Origin of the sequence: uncultured Arthrobacter sp. (genome assembly GCF_964021775.1) — a bacterium.
Taxonomy (GTDB): domain Bacteria; phylum Actinomycetota; class Actinomycetes; order Actinomycetales; family Micrococcaceae; genus Arthrobacter.
Window position 1 is genome coordinate 26420 of the sequence record NZ_CAXHZI010000018.1, and the last position, 25439, is coordinate 51858.

The window sequence follows — 25439 nt, forward strand, 5'->3', positions numbered from 1 at the left end:
CGGCTGCGCATTGCCCGCTGCGGCCACTGGGGCCGGTCAGCTGTAAGGGGTCAGGAGATGCGGAGAGCCGGGGCAGGAATAATGATGTGGCGTGAAGTTGTGCGCTGCGCGCGCAAGACCGTTGCATTCATTGCTTCCACCTCCCGGGTTGTTTGGCTCACCGCTGGCTCTTCGGGCGGCCGTTCGGGCCGCGGTTTTTCTAGGGTAACCGCCCGCGGCCCGGCTGGCTAGGGATTCGTCAGGGGAGCTTGCCGTCCAGCGGCCGCTCGCGGTGGAGCCGGAGCGCGGCGTCCACGAGCGACACCCGGTTCAGGCCCGCCACCTCGGCCAGGGGGATCCAGGCCGCGTGTGTGGTGCTGCCGCCCACCTCGTGCCGCAGTTCACCGCCGGTGATGCTCGCTTCGTAAACCAGCCGCAGGGACTGGAAATCCCGCTGGCCGCCGTCGAGCCGGGTCTCGGCGGGCCAGTGCCCGACGTCGATGCCGAGCATCGCGCCGATCTCCGCGTGGTAACCGGTCTCCTCATAGATCTCCTGGCGGCACCCGTCCACCGGGTGCTCGGCGAGGTCCAGGCCGCCGCCCGGCAGCGTCCAGCCCTCGCGTCCGCCCTGCTTCCAGTACGCCAGCAGCAAGTGGTCATCGCGGATAATAAGCCCGTAAGCGGCCGGGCGGGTGTCGAATGGCAGCGTCATTGATCCAGCGTAACGGCGCAGCATCAGCCCTGCCGGATCGCCCGGTTCGGCCCTAGAGTTTGAGGGTGACCAACCTCGAAGTCCTCCCACCCGAAGAAGTCTGCCCCGCCGCGCACAGCGTGGAGGCTACCGCCAGCGGCCCGTGCCTGCAATTGTGGCCGGCCAGGGAGGTCCCGCTGGGCGGGGTCCGTGCCATGACCGTCTCCCGGACCCTTCCGCAGCGCGGACTGCCGACGGTAGGCGCATGGTGCTTCCTGGACAGCTTCGGGCCGGACCGGGTGGCAATGTCCGTGCTGCCGCACCCGCACACCGGGCTGCAGACCGTCACCTGGCCGCTGGCCGGCAATATCAGGCACCGCGACAGTGTAGGCAGCGACGTGATCGTCCGCCCGGGCGAACTGAACATCATGACCGCGGGCCGCGGCGTTTCGCATTCGGAATTCGCGGTGCTTCCGGTGGCGGTGCTTCCGCTGGGTGAGGATCCGGCCGGGCCGACGCCGGAGCTGCCGTTGCAGCGCGGGCTCCAGTTATGGGTGGCGCTGCCGGACGCCGCACGGCACCGGGCACCGGCCTTCGAACAGCACCGCGAGCTGCCCGTGGTCCGCGGCGACGGCTTCACCGCAACCGTCATGGTGGGGACGCTGGCGGGCACCACCTCGCCGGCCACCATGTACTCCCCGATCGTGGGGGCCGACATCAGTTGCTCCGGCCCGATCAGCCTCCCGCTGCAGCCGGACTTCGAGCACGCTGTCCTGGTGCTCGACGGCGGCCTGGCGCTGGACGGCCAGGAGGTGCTGCCGGGGCCGCTGGGCTACCTCGGGTCCGGGCGCGGCAGCCTGGAACTGGACGCGGCTCCGGGCACCCGATTTGTGCTGCTGGGCGGTGAACCGTTCGAGGAGGAACTGCTGATGTGGTGGAACTTCGTGGGCCGCAGCCATGAGGAAGTGGCGCAGGCACGCCTGGACTGGGAGGCCCAGGCCGGGCTCCCCGACGAGGACGCCCCGCGGGCGCGGTTCGGTCTGGTGCGCGGGCACGGTCCCGACGCCGGACCGGAGGCCGGGCGGATCCCGGCGCCACCGCTGCCCGGGGTGCCGTTGCGGCCGCGGCGCCGGCAGTGAATCCCGGCTAGTCCTGCTCGGCGACGAGCTGGAGCACTCCGAACACCGGTTCCTGCTGCAGCACCCGAACGTCGGTGATGCCGGCGGCCGCGAGTGCCGCGCGGAACGATTCCTGCAGCCGCAATACGTTCATGCCGAGCCCGCTGCCCAGGATGACCGGCCCCTCGATACCGAGCTGCCGGAGGGTCTGCTCGGCCATGGCGGCGAGGTCGCGGCCGGCCTGGTCGATCAGGGCCTGGCTCGGCGCATGGCCGGCGTCGGCCGCTTCCACGACGAGCCGCGCCCGCTGCGCCCAGTAGCGGCGCCCGGTTGAGGGCGAGTGGAACAACGCGATCAGTTTGTTCGGGTGGTCAGTGCCGCACGAGTCCAGCAGCGCCCAGGTAAGTTCGTCCGGTTCCAGCCCCTGGTTCATCCGGCGCAGGCTGTGCCGGACGGCTTCACGGCCCAGCCAGTAGCCGCTGCCTTCGTCGCCCAGCAGGTAGCCCCAGCCGCCGGCCCGCGCTTCGGCGCCGCGGCTGTTCTTGCCCCACGCGGCCGAGCCGGTTCCGGCAATCACGGCGACGCCGGTGCTGGCACCGCCTGCCGCCAGCAGGAGCCGGGAATCGTGGACCACGGTGATTTTGGCGCCGGGCACATGCGGGGCGATCAGCGCGGCGAGCGCCGCGGCGTCGTCGTCGGTGTCGATGCCGCCGGCGCCGGCGTAGACCTGGGCGATCTTTCCCCCGCCGATCCGGGCGAAGAGCTCGGCCAGGTTGCGGGCCGCTTCTTCGGGGGTGACGTTCTGGACGTTGGCGCTGCCCACCGATTCGTCGGCCACGGGGGTGCCGGCCTCGAACCGGACGCCGCGGGTCTTGGTGCCGCCAATATCGAGTCCGATCACGGCGGCGGCAGCGGTGGCGGACGCCGCCTCGGGCGGGGCGGGAATGTCAGAATGAGTCACCGGAACAGCCTACTGAATCACCGACAGGAGTGAGCAATGCCGCACAACATCTTCGGGACCCAGGTGATCGCCGCGCCGATGGCCGGCGGGACGTCTACTCCGGCCTTCGTTACGGCCGTGCATGAGGCCGGCGGCCTGGGCTTCCTGGCCGCCGGCTACAAGAGCGTTGCTGCGATGCAGGCGGACATCCGCGCTGCCCGGGAAGCCGGCGCGCGGTTCGGCATGAATCTGTTCGTCCCGGATCCGGCCCAGCTGGCGCCATCCGCGGCTGCCTTGGCCGGGCTGGAGGAGTACAGGCTGCGGCTGCGCCCCGACGCCCTGCGCTATGGAGTGGAGGTCCCGCCCCTGCGGCTCGATGACGACGACGAGTGGGAGGCCAAGGTCGAGGCCCTGCTGGCGGATCCGGTGGAGCTGGTCAGTTTCACCTTCGGGCTCCCCGGTGCGGAGGTGGTCCGCTCCCTGCAGCGGGCGGGGTCAGCGGTGCTGGCCACCGTCACCACCGCAGCCGAGGCGGCGCTTGCGGCGGACCAGGGCGTGGATGCCCTGGTGGTGCAGCATGGGTGCGCCGGGGGCCACAGCGCGGCGTTCCTGCCGGACTCCCCCGCGGGGCCCGCGGTGCCCGGCTCGACGGCGGAGCTGATCGCGGCGGTGCGTTCCGCCGTCGGGCTCCCGCTCGTGGCCGCCGGCGGGATCATGGACGGTGCCGGGCTGCGGCGGGTGCTGGCTGCGGGAGCCCAGGCCACCCAGCTGGGCACGGCACTTCTGCGCACCGAAGAGAGCGGCGCCCGGCAGTTGCACAAGGACGCCTTGGCCAGTCCGCACTTCACGCAGACCGCGCCCACCAGGGCCTTCACCGGCCGGACCGCCCGGGCGCTGGTCAACGAATTCGTCCGGGACCACCCGGACGCACCCGAGGCCTACCCGGCCGTGCACCACCTCACCGCCCCGCTGCGCGCGGCCGCGGCCGCCGCCGGGGATGCGGAGCGGTTGAACCTCTGGGCCGGGACCGGCTGGCAGCAGGCGCGGGCCGGGTCGGTGGCGGAGGTCCTGGCGGGGCTACTGGACTGACCGGGGACCAGGGCCCGCCCGGGTGCCGGGGCGGCGCGGCAGGGTCAGTTGCCGGAGCGTCCGCGGACGAAGCCGGCCAGGAGGGCCGGACCTTCGCTGAGCACCAGCTCCCGGAACAGCCGCACCGGGTCCGGCTCGGCGTCCGCTCCCCCGCGCCGTTCCCGCCAGGCCAGGCCGATCTCGCGGAACGCCAGGCCGGAATCCAGCGCGAGCTCCACCCAGCCAAGGTCACTGGGCTGCGCCGGGGTGTGGCGTCCGGGGGCCAGACCGCCGGGCGGCAGGATGCTGACCCCGAGCCCGGCCGAGACGAGGCCCCGGGCGGTATGGGAGTCCTGGCTTTCGAAGGCGATGCGGGGCCGGAAGCCCGCTTCCCGGAACAGAGCGTCCGTCAGCGAGCGCATGCCGTAGCCGGGGCCCATCGCCACGAACGGGTCCTGCCGGATCTCCGCGAGGCGGGCGCGGCGGCGCTTGGCGAGCGGGTGCCGGTGGTGGACCACCAGCCGCAGCGGTTCCCGGTACAGGGCGGCCGAGGAGATCAGCCGGCTAGGCGCCGCGATCGGGGCGGTGAGTGCCAGGTCCGCCTCCCCTGCGGCCAGTTCGGCCAGGCAGCCGTCCCGCGCGCCCTGGCTCAGATCGAAGGCCGGGTGCGGATGCCGGCTCCGGAAAGCACTGATCAGCAGCGGCAGCATGGCCTCACCGAAGGTGTGCTGGAAGGACACCGCGATCCGCCCGCGCACCACCTCGGATTCGTGCCGCACCAGGTCCAGGCCGCTTTGAAACTCGCCGAGCGCGGCCTCGATGTGCGGCAGCAGCGCCTTGGCCGCCGCCGTGAGGCGCACGCCGCGGCCGTCTCGGATCAGCAGTTCCGTGCCGATGATGCTGCTGGCCCGTGCGATTCCGCGGCTGACCGTCGACTGGGGCAGCCCCAGCACCTCGGCGGCCGCGGTGATGTGCTGGGTGCGGCCGAGTTCGGCCAACAGGGGCAGCAACGGCAGCAACTGGACCAGCTGTTTGTGCTCCACGTCCATGGCCCACCCCTAATTCGTTCCGGATTTGCTATGAATGCTATAAGAATCATGCATTGGAAGCATGGCTTTTGGAAGCCTATTCTGGGGGCATGCCGCAGCTACCGCCCCACGAACTCCCTGCCACCCCCGGTGCGGCCGCGACTTCCGGGAACGCTGACCCGGATCCGGCCGCAGCGGCACAGGCCGGGACTTCCGCACCGGCCGGCCACGCCAAGGGCTCGGCGGCCTACCGCCGGATCCTCGCCGGCCTGGCCTTTGCCGGCGTCGCCACCTTCGCCCAGTTGTATTCAACCCAGGCCGTGCTGCCGCTCATCGCGAGCGACCTGCAGGTGACGGCCGCAGAGGCGGCCCTGACCATCTCCCTGGCCACGGTGGGCCTGGCCGTGACGGTGCTTCCGTGGTCCTTTTTGGCTGACCGGATCGGCCGGGTGCGCGCCATGGCCTGGGGCATCTCCGCGGCCACCGTACTCGGCTTGCTGGCGCCGCTGGCACCCAGCCTCCCGGTCCTGCTGGGCCTGCGCCTGGTGGAGGGCATGGCCCTGGGCGGCATCCCGGCCATTGCGATCGCCTACCTGAATGAGGAAATCAACAAGGCCCACGCCGCACTGGCAGCCGGCACCTACGTCGCCGGCACCACGCTGGGCGGCCTGGCCGGCCGGCTGGTCGCCGGCCCGGTCGGCGAGCTGTGGGGGTGGCGGAGCGCGGCGCTGGCGGTGTCCGTGATGGCGACGGCCGCTGCCGTCCTGTTCCTGGTCCTGGTGCCGCCGGCCCGGAATTTCACCGCCGCGGCCGCCAGCGGCTTCCGCGGCGCCCTCGCCACCCTCGCCGGCCACGGTCGGAACCCGCGGCTGCTGGCCATCTACGTCCAGGCTTTCCTGCTGATGGGCGGCTTCGTAGCGGTCTACAACTACCTTGGCTTCCGGCTCTCCGGCGAGCCTTTCGGCCTGCCGGCCACGCTGATCAGCCTGATTTTCCTGGCCTATCTCTCCGGTACGGTCTCCGCCCGCTGGGCCGCCGGGCTGACGCTGCGGTTCGGCCGGCGCAACGTGCTGGTGGCGGGCACCGCCCTGATGGTCGCCGGGCTCGCGCTGACCCTAACGCAGCTCCTGGCCCTGATCCTGGCCGGCCTGCTGCTCTTTACCGGCGGCTTCTTCGCGGCCCACAGCATTGGCTCCGGCTGGACCGGCGTGATCGCGAGCACCGGACGTGCGCAGGCCGCCTCGCTCTACAACCTGGCCTACTATCTGGGCTCCAGTGTCATCGGCTGGGCCGGCGGGCTGCTCTTCCAGTCGCTGGGCTGGACAGCCCTCGCCCTCGCCGTGATGGGGCTGGCCTGCACGACGGCGGTGATCACCGCCGTCGTGCATCCCGGAGGTGCAGGGGACGCCGCCGCCCACAACACCGCCCCGCTGCGGGCAGCGGTGCGTTAGCGGGTCGCCTCAAGGGCCTGCACCAGGTCCGCCGCGATGTCCGCCGGGTCCTCCAGGCCCACGGAGACCCGCAGCAGGCCCGCGTGCGGTTTGGCCTCCGCGGCCACCGGCCGGTGGGTCAGACCGGCCGGGTGCTGGATGAGCGTATCGATGCCGCCGAGTGAGACGGCGTGCGTGATCATGGTGACGGCCGCCGGAACGCGCTCGGCGTGCCCGGCGCTGGCAAGCTCGAACGCCAGCAGCGAGCCGGGGCCCGCCATCTGGGTTCCGACCAGGCCCAACGGATCGCACTCCGGCAGGCCCGGGTAGTACACCCGCCGGATCAGCTCGTGCCCGCAGAGAACGGCCGCGACCTTTTCCGCGCTGGCCTGTTGCGCCCGGACCCGCACCGGCAGCGTGGCCAGCCCGCGGTGCAGCAGGTAGGCCGGCCAGGGCGTGAGGATGCCCCCGGTGATGGCCCGGATCTGGCGCAGCCGGACCGCCCAGTCGGGGCCAGCCGCCACAACGCCGCCCATCGCGTCGCCGTGGCCGCCGAAGAACTTCGTGGCGCTATGCAGCACCAGGGCCGCGCCGTGCCGGTAGGGCTGCTGCAGCACCGGGGTGGCGAAGGTGTTGTCCACCAGCAACGGCACGCCGTCCGCCGCGGCCGCCGCGGCGGCGATGTCGACCAGTTCCAGGCTCGGGTTGGCCGGCGTCTCCAGGATGACCAGCCCGGTGTCGGCGCGCAGGGCGGCACCGATGCCCTCCGGCGTCGTGAAGGTGACCTCGGTGCCCAGCACCCCGGATGCCAGCAGGTGGTCGCTGCCGCCGTACAGCGGGCGGACCGCCACCACATGCTTCTTCCCGGCGGCGACGACGGCGAGCAGCACCGCACTCAGGGCGGCCATCCCGGTGGCGAAGGCCACCGATTCTTCGGTGCCTTCGAGCACGGCGACGCCCTCCTCGAAGCGGGCCACGGTGGGATTCCAGAGCCGCTGGTAGACCGTGCTCTGCCCGTCCAGGTGCGGGCCGCCGGTGGCCATCTGCTCGTAGGCGAGGCCGCCGTCATGGACCGAGGGCAGCGGTGCCGTGGTGGAGAGGTCGATCGGGACGGCGTGGACGCCAAGTTCCGTGAGGCCGTTCCGGCCGGCGTGGACCGCCAGCGAGTCTTGAGAAAGCACCGTACTCCTTATGAATATTCACCATTGAATGCGGTAAGTATCTGGCAATAATTCGGAGTTTCACAGGGCAGCTGAATGGAACTGTAAGATACTGGCGTTTATGATGAATGCACAACACTTCTAGGAGGATCCGTGAGCAGCACCACGAAGAATGTTCGGCCGGGAGCGGGTGCCGGCGAACCCCTGGACGCCATAGACGAGCGCCTGCTCGCGGCGCTGGTGGCGGACGCCCGGATCTCCAACAAACAGCTGGCAGAGCTGGTGGGGATCGCCCCCTCCACGGCCCTGATGCGCACCAGGGCGCTGTCCGAGCGCGGGATCATCCAGGGGTTCGAGGCCAAGCTCAGCCTCCCCGCGGTGGGCCGCTCCGTGCAGGCGCTGATCGCCGTCCGGCTGCGGGCCCACGACCGCGAACAGATCGACCGCTTCACGGCCCGCGTCCCCAAGCTGCCCGCCGTGCTGTCCACGTTCCACACCTCGGGTTCCGTGGATTACCTGCTGCATATCGCCGTCGCCACCACCGAGGACCTGCGCGACTGGGTGCTGGACAACCTGGCGACCGATCCTGTGGTGGGCCACACCGAGACCACCCTCGTGTTCGACCACATCCAGGGCAATCACGGGCCGCTGCCGGACTAGCCGTACTGGGCCATCAGGCTGGTGACACCCGGGTGATGGGTTTGGTTCCGCTGCCGGCCCGGTGGGACATGCCCATTCTTCGTGCCGGCGGGTGGACATACCGGCACTATGTCCATTGCTCGCGCCCTGCACCGGACATGTCCCCAGCCGACCGACGAACATGCCCATTCCTCGCGCCGGTCCGGTGGGACATGCCCATTCTTCGCCCCGGCGGTTGGCCTTAGCTCAGTACAGCCAGCCGCGGACGGCGCCGGACGCCCTCAGGCAGCCGGCTCAGGCAGGGCGCTCAGGGGCGCATCCGGAGGGCATTGCGCAGGGTGAGCGCCGCCAGGCCGAGGGCGAATACGGCGCAGAGCGCGACGAACCACGCCACAGCCGCCTGCAGGCCCACAACGCCGGCGGCCAGCCCCAGGCCGATCACCGGAAAGGCGCTGCCCAGGTACGTGATGACGTAGACGGTGCTGATGATCTGGGCGTGGCGCGCCGCCTCAACCTTGCCGGCCACATCATTGAAGACGGTCCGGAAGGAGACGCCCTGGCCCAGGCCGGCGGCGATGCTGGCAGCGATCAGCAGCCACGGGCTGCTCCAAGCCGCGGCCGCCGCGATCAGCAGCACGGAGACGGACAGCAGGGCCAGCCCCACCGGCACCACAAAACGGCCGCGCACGGCCAGCAGCTGGCTCAACGCCGAGGCTGCCAGGGTCAGCCCGGCCAGGACACCGATCAGCGGCCGTGAGTCCGCGTGGACGATCTGGGCGAAGTAGCCGGGGGCCAGCGAGAGGCAAAATCCAAAGACAGCAAAGCTCAGGAATCCCACGGCCGACGCCAGCCAGAATGCACCGCGCGCCTCACTCGATACGGACGGGCGGCGCGGCGCCAGGACCTTGAGCGGCTGCGGACCCGCGACCGAGGTGATGGCGGGCCGGGCCTTGAGCAGGTAGAGCGGTACCAGCAGGGCCAGCAGGACGACGGAGTGCAGGTAGTAGGGCGTGGAGGTGGGGCCGGGAAGCATGGAAAGTACCCCGCCGATCGCCGGGCCGGCCGCCACCCCGCCGGCCGATGCCAGCAGGGTAAACCGCGAGGCCCATTCGGGCCGGCTGGGCAGCAGTTCGCGCAGGGCTGCCGAACTCGCGCCGGTTGCCAGCGCCACCGCCGCTCCCTGCAGCGCCCGGCCGGCCGACAGCGCCAGCAGGCTGTCGGCGTTGGCGAACACAAAGCCGCCGGCGAGTCCCAGCAGCACGGCCAAGACCAGGGCGGCCCGCCTCCCGATGTGGTCCGACCAGTGCCCGGCCAGGACCAGGGTGGCTACGAGCGCCAGGACGTAGGCGGAGAAGGCCACCGTGACATCCAGGGCTGTGATGCCCAGCTTGGCCTGCAGCAGCGGATAGAGCGGGGTGGCCAGGTTGGCGCCGACCAGCAACGTGAAAATAACGACGCCGGCCATCACCAGGCGTGCGGTGACGGACGCGTCCCAGCCCCAGCGTTCTGCCGTGGCCGGGCGCATCCGAAGTTCGCTGAAGACGGTCATAGCGGTGCCCCTGCTGAGTTGACGCGGGCCGGCTGCGTTCCCTGTGGGGAGGCGCCGGTCCGGTGGAGATCGATACCTACAGGATGCGTCATGGGTGCGCTTTAGGACCAAGTTCCATGCCAGAATTGATCAAAACCCTCAATCGTGGCCCGCAAGCATGAACCGGAGTGATGATTTGAACAGCCTGGACCCCACCGACCTGAAGATTTTGCTCGAACTCATCAAGGATCCGCGGATTCAAATCGGCGAACTCAGTGACGTTTTGGGGATCGCCCGGAACACGGCGCAGTCCCGGGTGCGCCGGATGCTGCGCTCCGGGCTGCTGCACGACGGCGGCCGCGAAATTGACCTGGAGTCGGTGGGGTACGACGTCGTCGCGTTCGTCACGATCGAGGTGAACCACCGCGAACTCGACGGGGTGGTGGGCGCCCTGCGCCTGATCCCCCAGGTCCTCGAGGTGCACGAGATCTCCGGCCGCGGCGATGTCTGGTGCCGGGTGGTGGCGACCGACACCCACAACCTCCAGGCGGCACTGCGGTCCATCCTCAGGATCAAGGGCGTGATCCGGACCGAAACAGTCCTCGCCCTGCACACCCACATCCCCTACCGCACCGAACCGCTCATCAGCCGGCTGGCGCAGGGCAGCGTGCTTGCCCCCGGCCGGTCCGGGACGCGCCGGCCGGGTCCGCAGGCCCCGGCGAAAGACGGGATAATGACCCCGTGACTATCATCGACAACGCCGTCTACGTTGACGGCGTCCGCCGCGCCGAGCCGCGCAGCCTGGAACAGACCTTCGAGACCATGACCAAGCACGGCGGCATGGCCTGGATCGGCCTGTACCGGCCGACGGAGCAGGAAATGGCCGCCGTCGCAACGGAGTTCGGCCTGCACGGCCTGGCGGTGGAGGATGCGATCTCCGCCCACCAGCGCCCCAAGCTGGAACGCTACGACGACAATCTCTTTACCGTGCTCCGGCCGGCACGGTACCTGGACGAGACGGAGACCGTCGAGTTCGGCGAACTGCACGTCTTCACGGGCCGGAACTTCGTGGTGACGGTCCGGCACGCGGAGACGGCCGTCGTCGGCCAGGTCCGGCGCCGGCTGGAGGGCCGCCCGGACCTGCTCTGCCACGGCCCCGAGGCTGTCCTCTACGCTCTGATGGACCAGGTGGTGGATGACTACGTCCCCGTGGTGGCCGGGCTGGAAAATGACATTGACGAGATCGAGGACCAGCTCTTCAGCGGCGACCCGATGGTTTCCCGCCGCATCTACGAACTCGCCCGCGAGGTCATTCATTTCCAGCGCGCCATCCACCCCCTGCCGGCCATGATGCAGCAGCTCCGGCGGGGTTTCGAGAAGTACGAGGTGGACACGGAACTCCAGCACAGCCTCCGCGACGTGGAGGACCACGTGGAGCGGCTGATCTCCCGGGCCGATTCCTTCCGCGACCTGCTGCAGAACGCGCTGACCCTGGACGGCACGCTCACCGCCAACCGCCAGAACGAGGCCAGCGCCGAACAGAACGAACAGGTCAAGAAGATCTCGTCCTGGGCCGCCATCTTCTTCGCACCGTCGTTTGTGGCCGGCGTGTACGGCATGAACTTCGAGCGGATGCCGGAACTGCACTGGACTTTCGGCTACCCGATGGCCATCGGCATGATGGCCGGCACCGCGGCGATCATGTACGGCATTTTCAAGCGGAAGGGCTGGCTCTAGCCGGCGTGCCGGCCGGGCCGAGCGGGATGGGCGCCGAACCGGACAAGGCCGCGTTCCGGCGGGGCCGCATCATCACGCCCGGTACCTCACGCCAGCTCGGCGTCTTTGGCCTCTTCCCGCCGCCGCCCGCGCAGCAGCGGGTCCTGACGACGCCCACCGGGCCGCTGACGGCCAGCAGCGCGGAGCCGGAACTGCTGTGGACCAGCTTTGCGCAACTGTGCGGCGGCCCGGAGGTCCCGGACTACCGCACCCTCGCAGCCGGGTACAGCACCTGGGTGGTCGACGGTGTCCCGTCCCGGGCTGCCGGTGGTGGTGTTCCCGCTGCTTCCGGGGCAGTGCGCGCCGCGGAGGTAGCGGCCTGGCAGCATTTCTGCGAGGTGGTGGACGTGCTCTACGACGCCGACATCACGCTTTTCCTCGTCGGCCCCGGCCCGCTGGACTGGGCGGCAGCGGCCGCGGCGCTCCCCGGGCTGCCGGCCGAGCTGGCCCGGGCCGCGGACCGGCTCGCGCTGCTGGAGCGGGTGGAATCAGACGAAGCGCTGGCCGCGGAACACTCGTCCGGGAGCTAAGCGCGGGGCCCCGTGTAGTCTGGCGGCATGAGCGCGCGGCGGGACCGGTTCCGGCACATCGTGGAGACCTTGGGCAGGCATGGGCTGGGCTTCGCAGCGGGCTATTTGGGCCTGGACCGACTGCACCTGCCCGGCCGGCCGGCAGCACAGTTCCGCGGGGCCTCCCGGGTGCCGCTGCCGGCGCAGGTCAGGCTCGCCCTGGAGGACCTCGGGGCGGTCTACATCAAGTTCGGCCAGATCGTCTCCACCCGCCCGGACGTGCTTCCCGCGGAGTACGCCGCCGAGCTCGCCAAGCTCCAGGACGACTCCCCGCCAGTTCCCGCGGAGGAAATCCGTGCCGTCATCGACGAAGAGCTCGGTCCGCGCGCGGGCCCGCTGCTGGCATCCCTGCAGGACATTCCGCTGGCCACCGGCTCCATCGGCCAGGTCCACGAGGCGGCCCTGCCGGCAGCCGGCGGCGACCGGGCCGGCGTCGACGTCGTCGTCAAAGTGCGGCGCCCCGGCGTCGTGGCGCAGGTGAACGAGGACCTGGAAGTCATGGCCGAGCTCGCCAAACGCGCTGAACAGGCCTCGGCCACCGTGGCCGGCTTCCACGTGGCCGCCCTGGTGGACGAATTCTCCCAGACCATGCGGGCCGAACTGGACTACCTGCAGGAGGCCAGGAACGCGGAGCAGTTCGCGGCCAACTTCGCCGGCGACGGCCGGGTCCACATCCCGCGGGTCTTCTGGGACACCACGACGTCCCGGGTCCTGACCCTCGAGCGCGTCCGCGGCATCAAGATCAACGACGTCGCCGGGCTGAGTAGCGCGGGAATCGACTCCGGCGAGCTGGCCGTCCGGGCCTGCAACATCCTGCTCAAGATGGTCTTCGAGGATGGTTTCTTCCACGCCGACCCCCACCCGGGGAACTTCTTCGTGGAGCCCGACGGACGCCTGGGCATCATCGACTTCGGTATGGTCGGCCAGATCAGCGACACGGCACGCTGGAACCTCGTCCGGGTGCTGCTGGCCGTCGTCGAACAGGACGCCGGCCGGCTGACCACGGCCATGGTGGCGCTCTGCGGCGCAACGGAGGCCGCCGACTACAGCGGGCTGCAGGCGGCCCTGGGCCGCCTGGTGGAGCGCTACGCGGGCAGGCCGCTGGCGCAGGTCCCGATCGTCCCGGTGCTGGCAGAACTGGCCGGGCTGCTGCGCGCGCACCGCCTGCGGTTGCCGCGTGAGACCGCGCTGATGGTGAAGATGCTGGTTATGGCGGACGGGCTCGGCAAGCAGCTGGACCCCGCCTTCGAGCTGACCGCCCAGCTGGCTCCGTTCACCCGGAAGATCATTCTCGGGTCGCTGTCCCCCGAGGCGCTGGCGGGGCGGCTGAAGAAGCTCGGCTGGGAGGCGCTGCGCTTCGGCACCGAGGCTCCCGAGATGGCCCGTCGGCTGCTCGACGTGCTGGAGCGCGGCGGGCTGGACATCCACTTCCGCGCCGACGAGCTGGACCGGCTGATGGACAGGGCCGAGCGGACCGGCAACCGGATTGTGGCGGGCCTGATCACGGCGGCGCTGATCGGCGCCGTCGGGGAGCTTGTCTCCGTCCAGCCGGACCGCTGGCGCAGCTGGCCCAGGGCGCTCTTCACCGCCGGGCTGGGCGGCGTCGGAGCGCTGGGCGGCTACCTGGCGGTCACGTCCCGGCACCGGCGGCCGGGCTGAACCGGCGCCCTTGGGTGGGGCCCTCGGCCGAGCGCGCTCAGCTAGCGCGCGCTGCGGCGGTTGCGGGCCAGGGTGACGAGCCGGATGAAGGCCAGGACGAAGGCAGTCTCAATCAGTGCCATCAGCCCGAGCCACAGCCACTGCCCGCGGCCTATGAAGTAAATGGCTCCGAGACAGACCAGCACGCTGCCCAGGACCAGGGCATACACGGCGAAACCGAAGGCCACGCGCGCGCTGCGCACCCCGGTGCGGAAACCGAAGCCGTTGGGCTCGCCTCCGGGCAGGCCGCCGACGCGGTCCTGCCCGGCCGGTTCGAGCCGGTCGAATTCTTCCCACGGGTCACGGTCCTGCTCCCGACGCTGATCGGCCATAGTCCTATTATCCCGCGGCTGCGCCGGCCAGGCTTAGGCGGCCCGCTGGGCAACTTCGCCGGGCCCGGCTCCGGCTGCGCCGAAGATGAGCTGGCGGGTGGCGATCTTTTCGGTGAAGAACCGGTCGTGGCTGACCACGACGACGGCGCCCGGGAAGTGCTGCAGCGCCCGCTCCATCACCTGGGTGCTGGAGAGGTCCAGGTGGTTGGTCGGTTCGTCCAGCAACAGCACCGAGGCGCCGGAGAGCAGGCATTGCGCCATCGCCACCCGTGCCTTTTGGCCGCCGGAGAGGTTGCCGATCTTCTGCTTGAGGTCCGCCTCGGAGAACTGGAACATCGCCAGGAAGCGGTTAACGGACTTCTTCGTGGCGCTGAAGGCGAGGCTGTCCGGCAGCGCGTTGACGGCGTGCGAGACGGTGTCGCCGTCGTCGAGGTCCTCGAGCATCCGGTTGTAGGACACGAACCCGGGCCCCTTGGCCCACGCCACGACGCCGGAATCGGCGTGCTCCTCGCCGGTGAGGACCTTCAGCAGGGTGGACTTCCCGTTGCCGTTGGCGCCGAGGACGGCAATCCGGTTGCCCTTGCGGATTTCGAAGCTCAGGTCCTCGAAGAGCAGTTTTTCGCCGTAGGACTTGGCCAGACCCTCCACCCGGCACAGCACGTCCTTCACGTGCAGTCCGCCGTAGATCTCGGTGACGATCTGGTCCACCGGCCGGGGCGTGCGGGATTTCTTGATCTTGGCCAGCTGGTTGCCCAGTCCGCGGCCGGCGGCCTTTGCGGCCTCGCGGCGGTCGGCGATCCCCTCGGCTTCAAAGGCGAGCAGTTCGGATTCGTGGACGAACTGCTGTTCGAGCGTCTTGAGCCGGAACTGTTTCTGGACCACGTATTCGCCGAAGTTTCCGGGGTATTCGTGCAGGTGGAAGTTCTCCACCTCGATGATGCGGGTGACGACGGCGTCCAGGAACTTCCGGTCGTGCGAGACGATGACAGCAGCGCCCTTGAAGTCGCGGAACCAGCTTTCCAGCCATTCAACGCCGGCGACGTCCAGGAAGTTGGTGGGCTCGTCGAGCAGCAGGACGTCCGGTCCTTGGAGCAGGATCTTGGCCAGCGCGGCACGGTTGCGCCAGCCGCCGGACAGCGCATCGATCGGGCAGTGGCGGTGTGCGTCGTCGAACCCCAGGGTGGTCAGCACCGTGTCGATGCGGCGCGGATAATCCCAGCCGTCGAGCCGGTCCATGTCCTCGAACAGTGCCGCCTGGCGGCCGATTAGCCGGTCCAGCTCGTCGGCCGCGGGGTCGTTGGCGATGCTCGCGTCGATGGCGGCAAGTTCGGCTTCAACGGCCTTGATCTCGCCGAACAGCCCGTCGAGGACCTCGGTGATGGTCGATTCGCCGTTGAGTTCGGAGAACTGGGAGAAGTACCCCACCTTGGTGCCGAGTTCCACGCTGACTGTGCCGGTGTCCGGGGCCACCTGGTCCAGGATCAGCTTCAGGATGGTGGTCTTCCCGGATCCGTTCTTGCCGATCAGGCCCACCCTGTCTCCGGGTTCGAGCCGGAAAAACGCCTCACGGAGGATCTGGGTGTTGTCGAAGCGGACGCTGACGTCATGCAGCCGGATCAGGCTCATTGCTGCTGTCCTCTCAAAGGGGGTGGGCCCCGGGGCTTCGGCTGCCCGGAACAGAATGCCCGGGGCTTCAGCCGCCCGGAACGCATCTCCGGGCCGGCGTACATGCTTGGGGTGGGGGTCCCAGACTATCCCGACCCGCCAAGGCAGCCGAACCCGGGACCGGCCGGACGCGGGCGCTGCGGGCCGCTGGCCGCTGGCCGCTGGCCGCTGGAACAGCGAAGACCCCGCACCGCGCTGGGCGGGACGGGGTCTTCGGCAAGTTCGGGCTTTCGGGCCCTTGAGGGCCTTCGGCGTTACTTGTGGGACTTGCCCGCCTTGGAGTGCGCGGCTTTCGGCGCCACTGCGGGTGCCGGGGCGCGGACGGCCGAGGTGGCTGCCCCGGCTCCGTAGGACGGGACGGCCGGGGTGGCGGCAGCCTGGCGGCGGTGCTGGGCGGCGTTGGCGAGGCCGGCCGCGCGGTGCGCAGCTGCGTTCTCGTGCGCCCAGGCGCTGTTGCCGCGCTCCGAAGACTCGCCGGACTCGTCGTCCCCGGCGTCGTCAGCCTCATCGTCATCGGTGGGTGCCGGGGCCGGCGCGGTTTCGGTCTCGGTCGGCTCCGGGGCCGGCGCGGTTTCGGTCTCGGTCGGCTCCGGGGCCGGCGCGGTTTCCGTCTCAGTCGGCTCCGGGGCCGGCGCGGTTTCCGTCTCAGTCGGCTCCGGGGCCGGCGCAGTCTCCGTCTCGGTCGGCTCCGGGGCCGGCGCAGTTTCGGTCGGTTCCGCAGTGGGGTCGGCGGTGGGGGTGTCGGTGGGGTCCGCGGACACGGTCGCGGTCGGGTCCGAGCTGAGCTCCGTAACGGTGGATGCCATGGCGGCGCCGGTACCGCCGGTGACTACGACGGCGGCAACGACGGTGGCTTTGCCCGCCGTGCCGAGGGCGCTGAGCCAGGTGAAGATTCCTGCCAAGGGGTGTTCCTTCCAGAGTGCGTTCATTGAGGAAGGCCGGCGGTCGCACACAGCCAGCCGCGCGCCACGTTACCGAACCGAAACTACGGTTGGGGGCGGGATGGGCATTCCTGCGGAATTCCTTGGGAAAAACACGGCCGGCCCGGGATCCGGTCCGCCCCCGGTAGGCTCATTGGAGGCAACAAGAGAGGAAATCATGACAACGGATTCCGCTGCGGAGCGCGTGCAGGCAGCCGCGCCCGAACGGTATGAACACGAAGACGACCTGCACGGCCAGCGGCACCCCTCCGACGCGGAGCTCCGCCGGCAACTGGCGGACACGCTGCGCAAGGAGACGGCCCTCGTTGAAAAGTGGGTCTCTTCCGGGGACTGCTTCATCCTGTCGGACGCCGGAAAAGTCCACCTGCCGTCATGCTCCGACATCCAGGCACTCATGGACCGTGAAGCGGCATGGGCACCGTACCTCGATGACCTGGAACGGGTGCGGGACTGGCACGGCACCGACAACGCTCCCCCGATGCCGGCGCTGCTGACGCGCGCCGACGTGGAGGACCTGGCCAGCTATGCGGCCTGCCCGGGCTGCGCCCCCGTGCTGGACCACACCGAGAAGCGGGCTGCCGCCCGCGGGTGGACCGCTGTGCAGGCCGGCGGGCTGAACTTCCGGCACTTCGGTACGGTGTTCAGCCTCGCGGACGGAACCGAGCTCGGCACCCTCACCAGGATTTCCCGGGTGGAGACGGCCGACGGCCTGGACTTCGCCGCGGAGTTCGACGGGATTGTCGACCCCGTCGCGGACCCGCTTACGGAACTGGTGTACCGGAGCGAGGCGGCCCCGGAGCAGTACTAGGCGGCACGGGACCGGGGCCGGTCCCGGCCCTACTTGACGGTGAGCACCGGGTTCGCGGGGGCTTTGAGGGAGTTGACCTGCAGCCCGACCGTGGCCTTTTGGCCGGCGGCGAGCTTGGTGGTCCAGTCCGAGCCGGTGCAGGTGATCGTGGCCTTCGGCACCACCGTGCACCTGATGCCCCACGAGTTGGCGACCGAAGTGACGTTCGGGTCGTTCCACGAAACGGACCAGGCCGACACTGACCGCAGCGCGGTGACGTCGAGGTTGGCAACGTATCCGCCGTTCCAGGAGCTGGTAAGCCGCCATACCGCCGTGATGGCCGGGCCGGACGTCGGGGCGGGAGTCGGCGTCGGGCTGGCCGTCGGTGCGGGGCTGGACGTCGGCGACGCCGTCGCAGTCGGCATCGGGCTGGCCGTCGGTGCGGGGCTCGACGTCGGTGACGCGGTCGCCGTGGCGGTCGGCACGGGGACGCTGACCGCCGGGGCGGCGGTCAGGATCGGTGCCAGCGCGTCAAGTTTGGCCCGCTCCGGGGTCCGCCAGTCGGACTGGACAAGGCCGCCGGTGATGCCCGAATTCGGGTTGAAGGCCCAGTAGGCGTAGGACATGCGGTTTGTCTTCAGATAGTCGACGATCGATTTCATCCATGCCTTGTCCGAATCGGTGGCCAGGGCCGTGCCGAATTCGCCGAGCAGGACCGGCGCGATCCCCTGCTTCTGCAGGTACCCCCAGTTCCGGTCCCAGACGGAGGGCAGGTTCGCCGGGTAGGCGGGGTCACTGAACCACTTCTGTGCGAAGAGGGACGCCGGGTAGTCGTGCGGGGAATACACGACCCGGTGCGGGGTGGCCAGGACGACCGGCTTCGCGCCGACGTCGGCGAGGCCGCCGCCCCACCAGGTGCCGCCGGCGGTGGCCTGGTTCTCGATCCCTTCGATGATGATCAGGAGGTTCGGGTTGGAGGCCAGAACGGCGTTGCCCCCGCGGGTGGACGCTGCCTGCCAGTCGGTCGCGGCTTTGCCGCCCCAGGTGGCCGCGCCGGCCGGTTCGTTGTGCAGGTCGGCGCCGATGACTGTCGGGTCCGCCTTGTACCGGTTGGCGAGCATCTTCCAGTCGGAGATCCACTTCGACTCCGGCACGGCGGAGGTGTACCAGAGCGGTGACTGGTCGGCGGAGGAGGGCCGGTGCCGGTCCAGGATGATCCGGAGGCCGTTGGCTTTGGCGCGGGCGATGACCGTGTCCATGACGTCCAGCGGCCTTTTGCCTTGGAGGTTGTAGGCCCGGTTCGCCCAGTAGTTCACGCTGCCCTTGATGGTCGTCGCGGCCAAGCACTCGTTCGAGTATGGCAGCCGGACGGTGTTGAAGCCCATCGACTTGATGTTGGCGAGGGCCTCGTCGATGGTCAGCGTCCCCCACAGGCCGTGCGGGACGCAGTCCGGGGTTTCCAGACCGAACCAGGACGTGGCCTTGATGATGTACGGATTGTTGTTCGAATCGCGGATCGTCCCGCCGTCGGTATGCAGCCAGCCGGTCGCGGCCGGCGTGGCGTCCACGACACGCTCGGGGGCGTACGCCGGCCCGGCCCCGGAGGGAGCCGCCCAGCCGGCTACGGCCAGCACACCGGCCAGTGCGGCGGCGGCCAGGGCTGCCAGGTGGGGGCCGCGGCGCTGGCGCGCCGGTGCTGCCGCGGTGGGGCGGTCAATCGTCAAGTTTCCTCCAGGTCCCGGGGCAGCGCGGCCCGCACCAGCTCGGTGCGGCGACGCTACACAGGACCCCACCGTACAGAGCGCGGCGGCCGCAAGCGCGGCGACGCTCTGAAAAGGGCGGCAAGAAGTCGGACCGCCGTTCGGACAGCATCGCGCGGCCGGGCCCTAGCTGGCGGGGTCGTACTGGAAGGCACGCACTTCCTGCGCGCACCGGCAGGCAGCCGCGATCTTCGCTGCCCACTCCAGGGCCGCCTCGTGGGAGGGCAGCTCCAGCACGGAGTAGCCGCCTTGGAGCTGCGTCGTCTGCGGGTAAGTGCCCTCGTGGACGGTACCGTCGCCGTCGACCATCACGGGCGGGATGCTCTCATCGATGCCGCCGCCGAACACCCAGACGCCGGCGTCCTTGGCCTCCTGGACGACCGCGTGCGCCGCATCCGCAACGGCCTGCAGCTCTTCCGCAGGGAACACCATGGCGGCACTGGGAAAGGAGATCAGGTACTTGGTCATCGCGCCGGCTCCTTCTTCGCAGCACGGGGATCGATCCCATCCTGGCCCGGTGCATGGTGGCGCGCAAGAACCCGGCTCCGCGGATACCGGGTGCCGTACCGTCAAGGGTTCAAAAACCCCTGCAAATTGTGGAGCTAAGGAGATTCGAACTCCTGACCTCTTCGATGCGAACGAAGCGCTCTACCAACTGAGCTATAGCCCCGCAGCAACGCCGCTCCCGGAGGAACGGCGTTGTCAACGTTCCTAGGCTACAAACTATCCGCCCGCATTGCCAGCCAGCCCTCGAATGTCTGCTTGCCGTGTCGTTCTCCGGGTGCCAGATTGTGGCCGGCGCGCAGGTATTTGCCCATCCCGCCGGGCAGCGGCAGTTCCACCACTCGGCCGCGCGACCCCGACGCGGGCTGCCAGATGACGGCCAGCTCGCGCATCCCCAGTACCTCGGGTCCCCCGATCGTCCGGACGCTGTGCGGCCCGCCGGAGGGGGCGTCCAGCGCGGCCTCAACCAGCGCGGATGCGACCTCGGCGGGAGCAATCGGCTGGAACCGGGCCCCCATGACCACGGGAACCAGCCGGAGCCTGGAACCCGCGGCAAACAGGCTTGCGAGCAGGGAGTGGAACTGCGTCGCCCGAAGCACCACGGTCTCCAGTCCTGAGAGCTGATAGACCCGTTCCTTGGCTGCCTTCGACTTGTAATAGCCGAAGCTGCTGCGGTCGCAGTTGACGATCGAAAGCATCACGGCCTTCGGGACCCCGGCGTCCCGGGCGGCGGCCAGCAGCCGGGCTCCGCCGTCGGCGAAGCTCCGCAGCGCTTTGCCGGAGCGCCCCTCAAGGCAGTCAATGAGAACGTCGGCTCCGGCCAGCGCCGCGGCCAGCCCCTCCCCGGTGGTGACGTCCGCGCGGACGTAGGTGGCGCCGTCGATGTTCAAGGCGGTCCCCGGGGCGGGCGGGTTGCGGCTGAGCACGGCAACCTGGTGCCCTCCGCTGACCGCCTCGCGCACGACGTCGCGGCCTACCTGTCCGGTGCCGCCGGCAACGCAGATTCTCGTCATGAACGTCAGGCTACCGCGCGCGGGCAAGAAAAAGCCCTGGGCGGCCGCTTCACGGCCGCCCGGGGCGGAGAAAGTGGATCAGGCGCGGCGGCGCTGCAGGACGTCGTCGAGGTTGCTCAGCGCGCTTTGGCCCTTGCCGAGCGGCTTCGATTCGGCGGCGGCCGCTTCCGGCTGCCGGACGGCGGCCTGCTTCAGCGAAGGTTTGCCGACGGCTTTCGGGGCCTCCGGCAGGTCCAGCGGTTCGGGGGCGGCGCGCTCCGCCTTCGGCGCCTCCACGTAGGTGGGCTTAGGTACTTCCACGGGCTCCCAGCTGGAGCCCTCGGCGGAGGCCGGATCGCCCACCCGGCGCACAGAGGCGTCACCGGAGGCCGCGGCCTCGGCCAGGGCGGCCTGCCGCAGCTCCTCAGCCGTGAGGGGCTTGCGGTCAGGCTGGGGCTTGGGGGCACCGGCTTCAGCGTCGAAGAGTGGGATCTCCTTCTCGGGTCCCGCCGCATCGCGGGCGGCGTCGGTCCCTGTCAGGGAGGGGTTGGCGGAAGACACGGTGGACGGGGCCCCCATGGCCGCTCGGAAGGCGGCATTCAGCTTTCGACGGCGGTCCCGCACGGCAAGCCTGCGCAGCAGCACGACGGCGGCAATGGCACCCAGCAGGGCGGCGGCGGGCAGCCATCCGGACCCGAGGCCAAAGAGCCGCAGTGCTGCAGAGACAATTCCGGTGAGCAGCAGGAGCAGGCCAACCACCGCGAGTGCCAGCCGCCCCCAGCGGATTCGGAAAACGGGAGCTGCGGGGGTCCGGCCGCCGTCGAGGGAACCCGGGCCTGACTCGGGGAGCTGCGTACTCGTCATCGGTTTCTCCTGCGGGGCCGCCATCTTCATGACGTTGCCTGCTTGGGGGTCTGCTTTTTCTACCTGCACGGCGTCCTTCAGGAACTCCCCCGCCGGCTGCAGCTGGTGGTGGCCGTTCCGGAGCATGTAGGGAGCCACCCATACGATCCAGAGCGCAACAACAATGACAAGGATCACTGAGCTGCTGAGAGGGAAGTCCACAATCAAAACCGTATGAGCAAGACGGCGGAGCGGGCGGCATTGGCGGCGGTGTGTCGCGAGGCAACTGCCAAATCACTGGAGATATGACGAAACGGCTGGTCAGGCCGCGGTTTCCGGCGGCCGGCCGGGACGGGTTTCCAACCACCTCGCCAGGAGTCCCTCGGGCACTTCCTCAGCGGTCAGGGCGAAGGTGCGGTGGTCCGCCCATTGGCCGTTGATGTGCAAAAAACGCGGCCGGTAGCCCTCGTCGCGGAAGCCCAGTTTTTCCACCACGCGCAGGCTTGGGCGGTTCTCCGGACGGATGTTGATTTCCATCCGGTGCAGCCCCAGCGTGCGGAAGCAATAATCCGTCGCCATCGCGACCGCGGTCGGGGCGATGCCCTGGCCTGCGCGGTCCTGGTCAACCCAGTAGCCGAGGGTGGCCATCATGGCCGAGCCCCAGACGATTGATGAGACCGTCAGCTGTCCGACGATCACCGGTTCCCTGTACCCGGGAGTCCAGGCGGTGATCACAAAGGGCAGCGCCGTGGCCTGCGCGGCCTGAGCCTTGAGGGAACGCACCATTTGGCGGTAGTCGGGCAGGCCCCCGCCGGGTACCGGGTTGGACGCTTCCCAGGGGGCCAGCCACTTCTCGTTGCGGGCTCGGAGCTCGCTCCACTCCCGGCGGTCCCGGTACCGGATCGGGCGCAACATAAGGTCGCCGCACTCCAGGTTCACCGGCCAGGTGAAGCCGCCCGCCACGGGACTATTTCGTCAGGCCGGAAGTGAAACCGGGCAGCCATTCGCGCAGGCCGGGGCCGAGGTCTTCGCTGTCGCAGGCAAGCTGGACGCAGGCCTTGAGGTAGCTGAGCTTGTCGCCGGTGTCGTAGCGGCGGCCGCGGAAGATCACGCCGTACACGCCGTAACCTTCGCCCTCGCCGGCGGAGAGCTCCTGCAGGGCATCGGTGAGCTGGATTTCCCCGCCGCGGCCGGGCTCGGTCCGCTCGAGGACTTCGAACACCGCGGGGTGAAGGACGTACCGGCCGATGATGGCCAGGTTGGAGGGGGCCTCATCGACGTCGGGCTTCTCCACGAGCTGCTTGATCCGGACGTATTCCTCGCCCTCAACGGCTTCGACGTCGGCGCAGCCGTAAGCGCTAATCTGCGAGGGTTCGACCTCGATCAGGGCCACAACCGAGCCGCCGGTCTTCGCCTGGACCTCGATCATGGTGCTGAGCAGTTCGTCGCGCGCGTCGATGAGGTCATCGCCCAGCAGGACGGCGAACGGCTCGTAACCGACGTGCTGCTTGGCGCGCAGCACGGCGTGGCCCAGGCCCATCGGGTCGCCCTGGCGGACGTAGTGGATGTCCCCGAGGTTGCTGGCGGCCTGGATGGACTCCAGCTTGGCGGTGTCTCCCTTGGCTTCCAGCGTCGCTTCCAGCGTGGGCACGCGGTCGAAGTGGTCCTCGAGGGCCCGCTTGTTGCGTCCGGTGATCATCAGGACGTCGTTGAGGCCCACGTTCACGGCTTCCTCCACGACGTACTGGATGGCCGGCTTGTCGACGACCGGCAGCATCTCCTTCGGCATCGCCTTGGTGGCGGGAAGGAAGCGGGTGCCGAGGCCCGCAGCGGGGATGACGGCCTTACGGACGGAGGCGTTGGGTGTAATCACTGGACTAATCTAACCGAGGGGGCAAAACATCAGGTAATTGTCCACCGCACGGCAGCCGCGGCAGCCCGCCCTCCGGCGCCTCCCGGCCGAAAGGACGCCACCGTATGAGCAGCAAGGAAGAGATCCGCTCCCGGCACCGCTTACGCCGGGCCGCCCTGTCGCAGGCGGAACTGGCGGACGCCGGTGCCGCCATTGCACGCCACGGGCTGGCCTGGGCCGTCGGGCTGGCCTCCGGGCCGGCCTCCGGGCTGGCCGACACCGGGCAGCGGACGTTCGCCGCATACCTCGGCGTCGGCTCCGAGCCGCCCACCCTCCCCCTGCTGGCAGCCCTGCACGACGCCGGCCACCGGGTGTTGCTCCCCGTCTGCGAACCGGACCTGGTACTGAGCTGGGTGTACTGGACGCCCGCGTCGGAGTTTGTCCGCAGCCGCTACGCCCCCATCCAGGAACCCGCCGGCGAACGCTTCGGCACGGCCGAGGTACGCGGAGCCGCCGGTATCATCCTGCCCGCCACGGCCCTGGACCGTTCGGGCAACAGGATCGGCCAGGGCGGAGGCTATTATGACAAATTCCTGGCAGCCCTTGCCGCCCTGCCTCCGGGCGGCACCGGAACCACGGAGGGCCCGGTGCCGACCGCGGCCGTGGTCTACGACGCCGAGGTGCTGCCCGCCGGCAGCATTCCCGCGGAGTCGTTCGACCGAAGGGTCGACTTCGCGCTGGCTCCCGGCGGCCTGGTCCGGCTTTCAGGGCTTTCGGGGCCTTCCGAGCCGGCGCCCGGCGGGTGATAGAATTGGCACTCAGGCCCTGCGACTGCTAATGCCAGGTTTGTTGGCGCTCGGATCCCGCCCACCGTCTCGGTGGCGACAATCCAGCCACAGCAGCACGGGACCTGCTCGTTTGTCCTAAAGGAGGAATCCCAGTGCCCACGTACGCATATGCCTGCAAGGACTGCAGCCACGCCTTCGAGACCGTGCAGTCCTTCACGGACAGTTCCCTGACGACCTGTCCGGAGTGCCAGGGGACCCTGCGCAAGAAGTTCAACAGCGTCGGCGTCGTGTTCAAGGGTTCCGGTTTCTACCGGACCGACTCGCGTGACTCCAAGGGCAGCGCTGTTGCGCCGGCCACCCCCGCCGCAGCACCGGCGACCTCCACCACGGCCTCCGCCGCCGCCAGCTAGCGACCGGCGGGTAGGTCCCGCCCGGCTCGCGGCAGCGCGGTTGTCCACATAGCGCCGCCGCTGGCTGCCGGCGACCTACCGGCCGGCCGTAGCGTGGCGGCATGGCACACCGCCGACGCCTCCTCCGCCCGCCGCGTTCCGGCTCGTTCTTTTCCCGCTCCCCACGTTCCGGGTCACCGCCGGCCTTCGCCGCGGCGCCTGCCCGGCCGGCAACGGCGGACCGCGCTGCACGGCTCCGGCCGCCGCCCCCGTCCCCCGGACGGGGCCGCAAGCTCCCGCCGCGGCGCCGGCTTCGGACCTGGTGGGCCCGCCACCGCCGGTTGGCCGTCGCCCTGCTGTTGTGCCTCGCCGCCGGCCTGGCCGTGCAGCAATTGACTCCGGTACCCGACGCCACCGTCGCCGCGTGGGCCGCAGCCAAAGACCTTCCGGCCGGCCGCGTGCTGGCCCCTGCCGACCTCGCCGCCGTTCACGTCCCGCCCGGAATGCTGCCCGGCGGTTCCTTGGACTGGGCCGCCCTCGAGGGCAAACAGCTCGCCGTGGCCTTGCGCAAAGGCCAGCTCCTCACGGACGCGCAGCTCGTCGGACCGGGTTTGCTGGCCGGCAGCCCGCCGGGCGCGGCAGCCGTGCCACTACGAATGGCGGACCCCGCATCCATCCAGCTGGTCTCCCCCGGCCAGCTGGTCAATGTCGTGCTGACCAGCGCGGACGGCTCCGGGCAGGCCCAGGCGTCCCGGCTGCTTGCCGCCGCGGTGCCGGTCCTCTGGACCTCTTTGCAGGGAGGAAAAGCCGGCCAGTGGCTGGACTCCGGGGACACGGACGGGCTGATGGTGGTGGCGGCGGACCCGGATCAAGCCCGTAGGCTCGCCGGAGCCTCCACGCAGGGCAAGCTCTTCTTCGTCCTGGTGGGGGCGCGGCCTGGCTGACCGGCAGGCGCCAGGCGT

At 70.1% G+C, this 25439-nt stretch carries 26 protein-coding genes and 1 tRNA gene; 12 read left to right on the forward strand and 15 right to left on the reverse strand.

Annotation, left to right across the window (positions count from 1 at the left end; translation table 11 throughout):
- Positions 1-238: 238 nt before the first annotated feature.
- The gene (locus ABIN76_RS13685; protein WP_346960236.1) at positions 239-691 is read right to left on the reverse strand and encodes an NUDIX hydrolase; all 453 of its coding nucleotides are present in this window, start codon (positions 689-691) and stop codon (positions 239-241) included.
- A 65-nt stretch (positions 692-756) separates the two neighbouring features.
- On the opposite strand from ABIN76_RS13685, the gene ABIN76_RS13690 reads away from it, so the two are divergent.
- Entirely contained in the window at positions 757-1809 is a 1053-nt protein-coding gene (locus ABIN76_RS13690) for a pirin family protein (RefSeq protein ID WP_346960237.1), read from the forward strand.
- A 7-nt stretch (positions 1810-1816) separates the two neighbouring features.
- On the opposite strand, the gene ABIN76_RS13695 is transcribed toward ABIN76_RS13690, so the two are convergent.
- Positions 1817-2749, reverse strand: a complete 933-nt coding sequence (locus tag ABIN76_RS13695) for a BadF/BadG/BcrA/BcrD ATPase family protein (RefSeq protein ID WP_346960238.1) — start codon at positions 2747-2749, stop codon at positions 1817-1819.
- 36 nt (positions 2750-2785) lie between these two features.
- Between ABIN76_RS13695 and ABIN76_RS13700 the strand changes: the two genes are divergently transcribed.
- Positions 2786-3817 carry a nitronate monooxygenase gene (locus ABIN76_RS13700; RefSeq protein WP_346960239.1) on the forward strand — a complete coding sequence of 344 codons (1032 nt, stop codon included), beginning with the start codon at positions 2786-2788 and terminating at the stop codon, positions 3815-3817.
- A gap of 44 nt (positions 3818-3861) precedes the next feature.
- Here ABIN76_RS13700 and ABIN76_RS13705 read toward each other — a convergent pair whose 3' ends face one another.
- A complete protein-coding gene (locus ABIN76_RS13705; protein WP_346960240.1) occupies positions 3862-4845 on the reverse strand; it encodes a LysR family transcriptional regulator in 984 nt (327 codons plus the stop codon).
- Between the two features lie 89 nt (positions 4846-4934).
- On the opposite strand from ABIN76_RS13705, the gene ABIN76_RS13710 reads away from it, so the two are divergent.
- Positions 4935-6275: an MFS transporter gene (locus ABIN76_RS13710; protein WP_346960241.1), complete on the forward strand. Its 1341-nt coding sequence runs from the start codon at positions 4935-4937 to the stop codon at positions 6273-6275.
- On the opposite strand, the gene ABIN76_RS13715 is transcribed toward ABIN76_RS13710, so the two are convergent.
- Complete coding sequence (locus tag ABIN76_RS13715) at positions 6272-7435, reverse strand: PLP-dependent aspartate aminotransferase family protein (RefSeq protein WP_346960242.1); 1164 nt, start codon at positions 7433-7435, stop codon at positions 6272-6274. The genes ABIN76_RS13710 and ABIN76_RS13715 overlap by 4 nt on opposite strands.
- A 132-nt stretch (positions 7436-7567) precedes the next feature.
- Between ABIN76_RS13715 and ABIN76_RS13720 the strand changes: the two genes are divergently transcribed.
- Entirely contained in the window at positions 7568-8074 is a 507-nt protein-coding gene (locus tag ABIN76_RS13720) for an Lrp/AsnC family transcriptional regulator (protein ID WP_346960243.1), read from the forward strand.
- A 286-nt stretch (positions 8075-8360) separates the two neighbouring features.
- Here the strand turns inward: ABIN76_RS13720 and ABIN76_RS13725 are convergent, their stop codons facing one another.
- Positions 8361-9602, reverse strand: coding sequence for an MFS transporter (locus ABIN76_RS13725; RefSeq protein WP_346960244.1), 1242 nt, complete (start codon positions 9600-9602; stop codon positions 8361-8363).
- 157 nt (positions 9603-9759) lie between these two features.
- Here ABIN76_RS13725 and ABIN76_RS13730 point away from each other — a divergent pair, with 157 nt between their 5' ends.
- The 4 genes from ABIN76_RS13730 to ABIN76_RS13745 are packed head-to-tail and all read left to right on the forward strand — an operon-like array spanning position 9760 to position 13585.
- Positions 9760-10326: an Lrp/AsnC family transcriptional regulator gene (locus ABIN76_RS13730; protein WP_346960245.1), complete on the forward strand. Its 567-nt coding sequence runs from the start codon at positions 9760-9762 to the stop codon at positions 10324-10326.
- Positions 10323-11318 (forward strand): magnesium/cobalt transporter CorA, encoded by a 996-nt coding sequence (gene corA / locus ABIN76_RS13735; RefSeq protein WP_346960246.1) that lies wholly within the window; start codon positions 10323-10325, stop codon positions 11316-11318. Before ABIN76_RS13730 ends, corA begins: the two co-directional genes overlap by 4 nt.
- Before the next feature lie 26 nt (positions 11319-11344).
- Positions 11345-11887: an AFG1/ZapE family ATPase gene (gene zapE / locus ABIN76_RS13740; protein ID WP_346960247.1), complete on the forward strand. Its 543-nt coding sequence runs from the start codon at positions 11345-11347 to the stop codon at positions 11885-11887.
- 27 nt (positions 11888-11914) lie between these two features.
- Positions 11915-13585 carry an AarF/ABC1/UbiB kinase family protein gene (locus ABIN76_RS13745; protein ID WP_346960248.1) on the forward strand — a complete coding sequence of 557 codons (1671 nt, stop codon included), beginning with the start codon at positions 11915-11917 and terminating at the stop codon, positions 13583-13585.
- A 41-nt stretch (positions 13586-13626) separates the two neighbouring features.
- Here ABIN76_RS13745 and ABIN76_RS13750 read toward each other — a convergent pair whose 3' ends face one another.
- The 3 genes from ABIN76_RS13750 to ABIN76_RS13760 all read right to left on the reverse strand — a co-directional run bounded on the left by ABIN76_RS13750 (position 13627) and on the right by ABIN76_RS13760 (position 16523).
- The gene (locus ABIN76_RS13750) at positions 13627-13956 is read right to left on the reverse strand and encodes a hypothetical protein (RefSeq protein ID WP_346960249.1); all 330 of its coding nucleotides are present in this window, start codon (positions 13954-13956) and stop codon (positions 13627-13629) included.
- Positions 13957-13989: 33 nt separating this feature from the next.
- Positions 13990-15582 carry an ABC-F family ATP-binding cassette domain-containing protein gene (locus ABIN76_RS13755; RefSeq protein ID WP_346960250.1) on the reverse strand — a complete coding sequence of 531 codons (1593 nt, stop codon included), beginning with the start codon at positions 15580-15582 and terminating at the stop codon, positions 13990-13992.
- A gap of 293 nt (positions 15583-15875) precedes the next feature.
- Positions 15876-16523, reverse strand: coding sequence for a hypothetical protein (locus ABIN76_RS13760; protein WP_346960251.1), 648 nt, complete (start codon positions 16521-16523; stop codon positions 15876-15878).
- Positions 16524-16719: 196 nt separating this feature from the next.
- Between ABIN76_RS13760 and ABIN76_RS13765 the strand changes: the two genes are divergently transcribed.
- Positions 16720-17370 (forward strand): hypothetical protein, encoded by a 651-nt coding sequence (locus ABIN76_RS13765; protein WP_346960252.1) that lies wholly within the window; start codon positions 16720-16722, stop codon positions 17368-17370.
- A 29-nt stretch (positions 17371-17399) separates the two neighbouring features.
- On the opposite strand, the gene ABIN76_RS13770 is transcribed toward ABIN76_RS13765, so the two are convergent.
- From ABIN76_RS13770 to galU, 7 genes are all read right to left on the reverse strand, one after another.
- Positions 17400-19073 (reverse strand): cellulase family glycosylhydrolase, encoded by a 1674-nt coding sequence (locus tag ABIN76_RS13770; RefSeq protein WP_346960253.1) that lies wholly within the window; start codon positions 19071-19073, stop codon positions 17400-17402.
- Positions 19074-19235: 162 nt separating this feature from the next.
- Positions 19236-19577: a YciI family protein gene (locus tag ABIN76_RS13775; RefSeq protein WP_346960254.1), complete on the reverse strand. Its 342-nt coding sequence runs from the start codon at positions 19575-19577 to the stop codon at positions 19236-19238.
- Between the two features lie 129 nt (positions 19578-19706).
- Positions 19707-19779 (reverse strand) — tRNA-Ala (locus tag ABIN76_RS13780).
- A gap of 46 nt (positions 19780-19825) precedes the next feature.
- The gene (locus ABIN76_RS13785; RefSeq protein ID WP_346960255.1) at positions 19826-20626 is read right to left on the reverse strand and encodes an NAD(P)H-binding protein; all 801 of its coding nucleotides are present in this window, start codon (positions 20624-20626) and stop codon (positions 19826-19828) included.
- A 78-nt stretch (positions 20627-20704) separates the two neighbouring features.
- The gene (locus ABIN76_RS13790) at positions 20705-21670 is read right to left on the reverse strand and encodes a hypothetical protein (protein ID WP_346960256.1); all 966 of its coding nucleotides are present in this window, start codon (positions 21668-21670) and stop codon (positions 20705-20707) included.
- Between the two features lie 99 nt (positions 21671-21769).
- Entirely contained in the window at positions 21770-22363 is a 594-nt protein-coding gene (locus ABIN76_RS13795; RefSeq protein ID WP_346960272.1) for a GNAT family protein, read from the reverse strand.
- Between the two features lie 52 nt (positions 22364-22415).
- Positions 22416-23321 carry a UTP--glucose-1-phosphate uridylyltransferase GalU gene (galU, locus tag ABIN76_RS13800; RefSeq protein ID WP_346960257.1) on the reverse strand — a complete coding sequence of 302 codons (906 nt, stop codon included), beginning with the start codon at positions 23319-23321 and terminating at the stop codon, positions 22416-22418.
- 104 nt (positions 23322-23425) lie between these two features.
- Here galU and ABIN76_RS13805 point away from each other — a divergent pair, with 104 nt between their 5' ends.
- From ABIN76_RS13805 to ABIN76_RS13815, 3 genes are all read left to right on the forward strand, one after another.
- Complete coding sequence (locus ABIN76_RS13805) at positions 23426-24106, forward strand: 5-formyltetrahydrofolate cyclo-ligase (protein ID WP_346960258.1); 681 nt, start codon at positions 23426-23428, stop codon at positions 24104-24106.
- A gap of 134 nt (positions 24107-24240) precedes the next feature.
- Entirely contained in the window at positions 24241-24498 is a 258-nt protein-coding gene (locus tag ABIN76_RS13810; RefSeq protein ID WP_346960259.1) for an FmdB family zinc ribbon protein, read from the forward strand.
- Between the two features lie 320 nt (positions 24499-24818).
- On the forward strand, positions 24819-25421 hold the full coding sequence (locus ABIN76_RS13815; protein ID WP_346960260.1) for an RcpC/CpaB family pilus assembly protein: 603 nt from the start codon (positions 24819-24821) through the stop codon (positions 25419-25421).
- Positions 25422-25439: the final 18 nt, after the last annotated feature.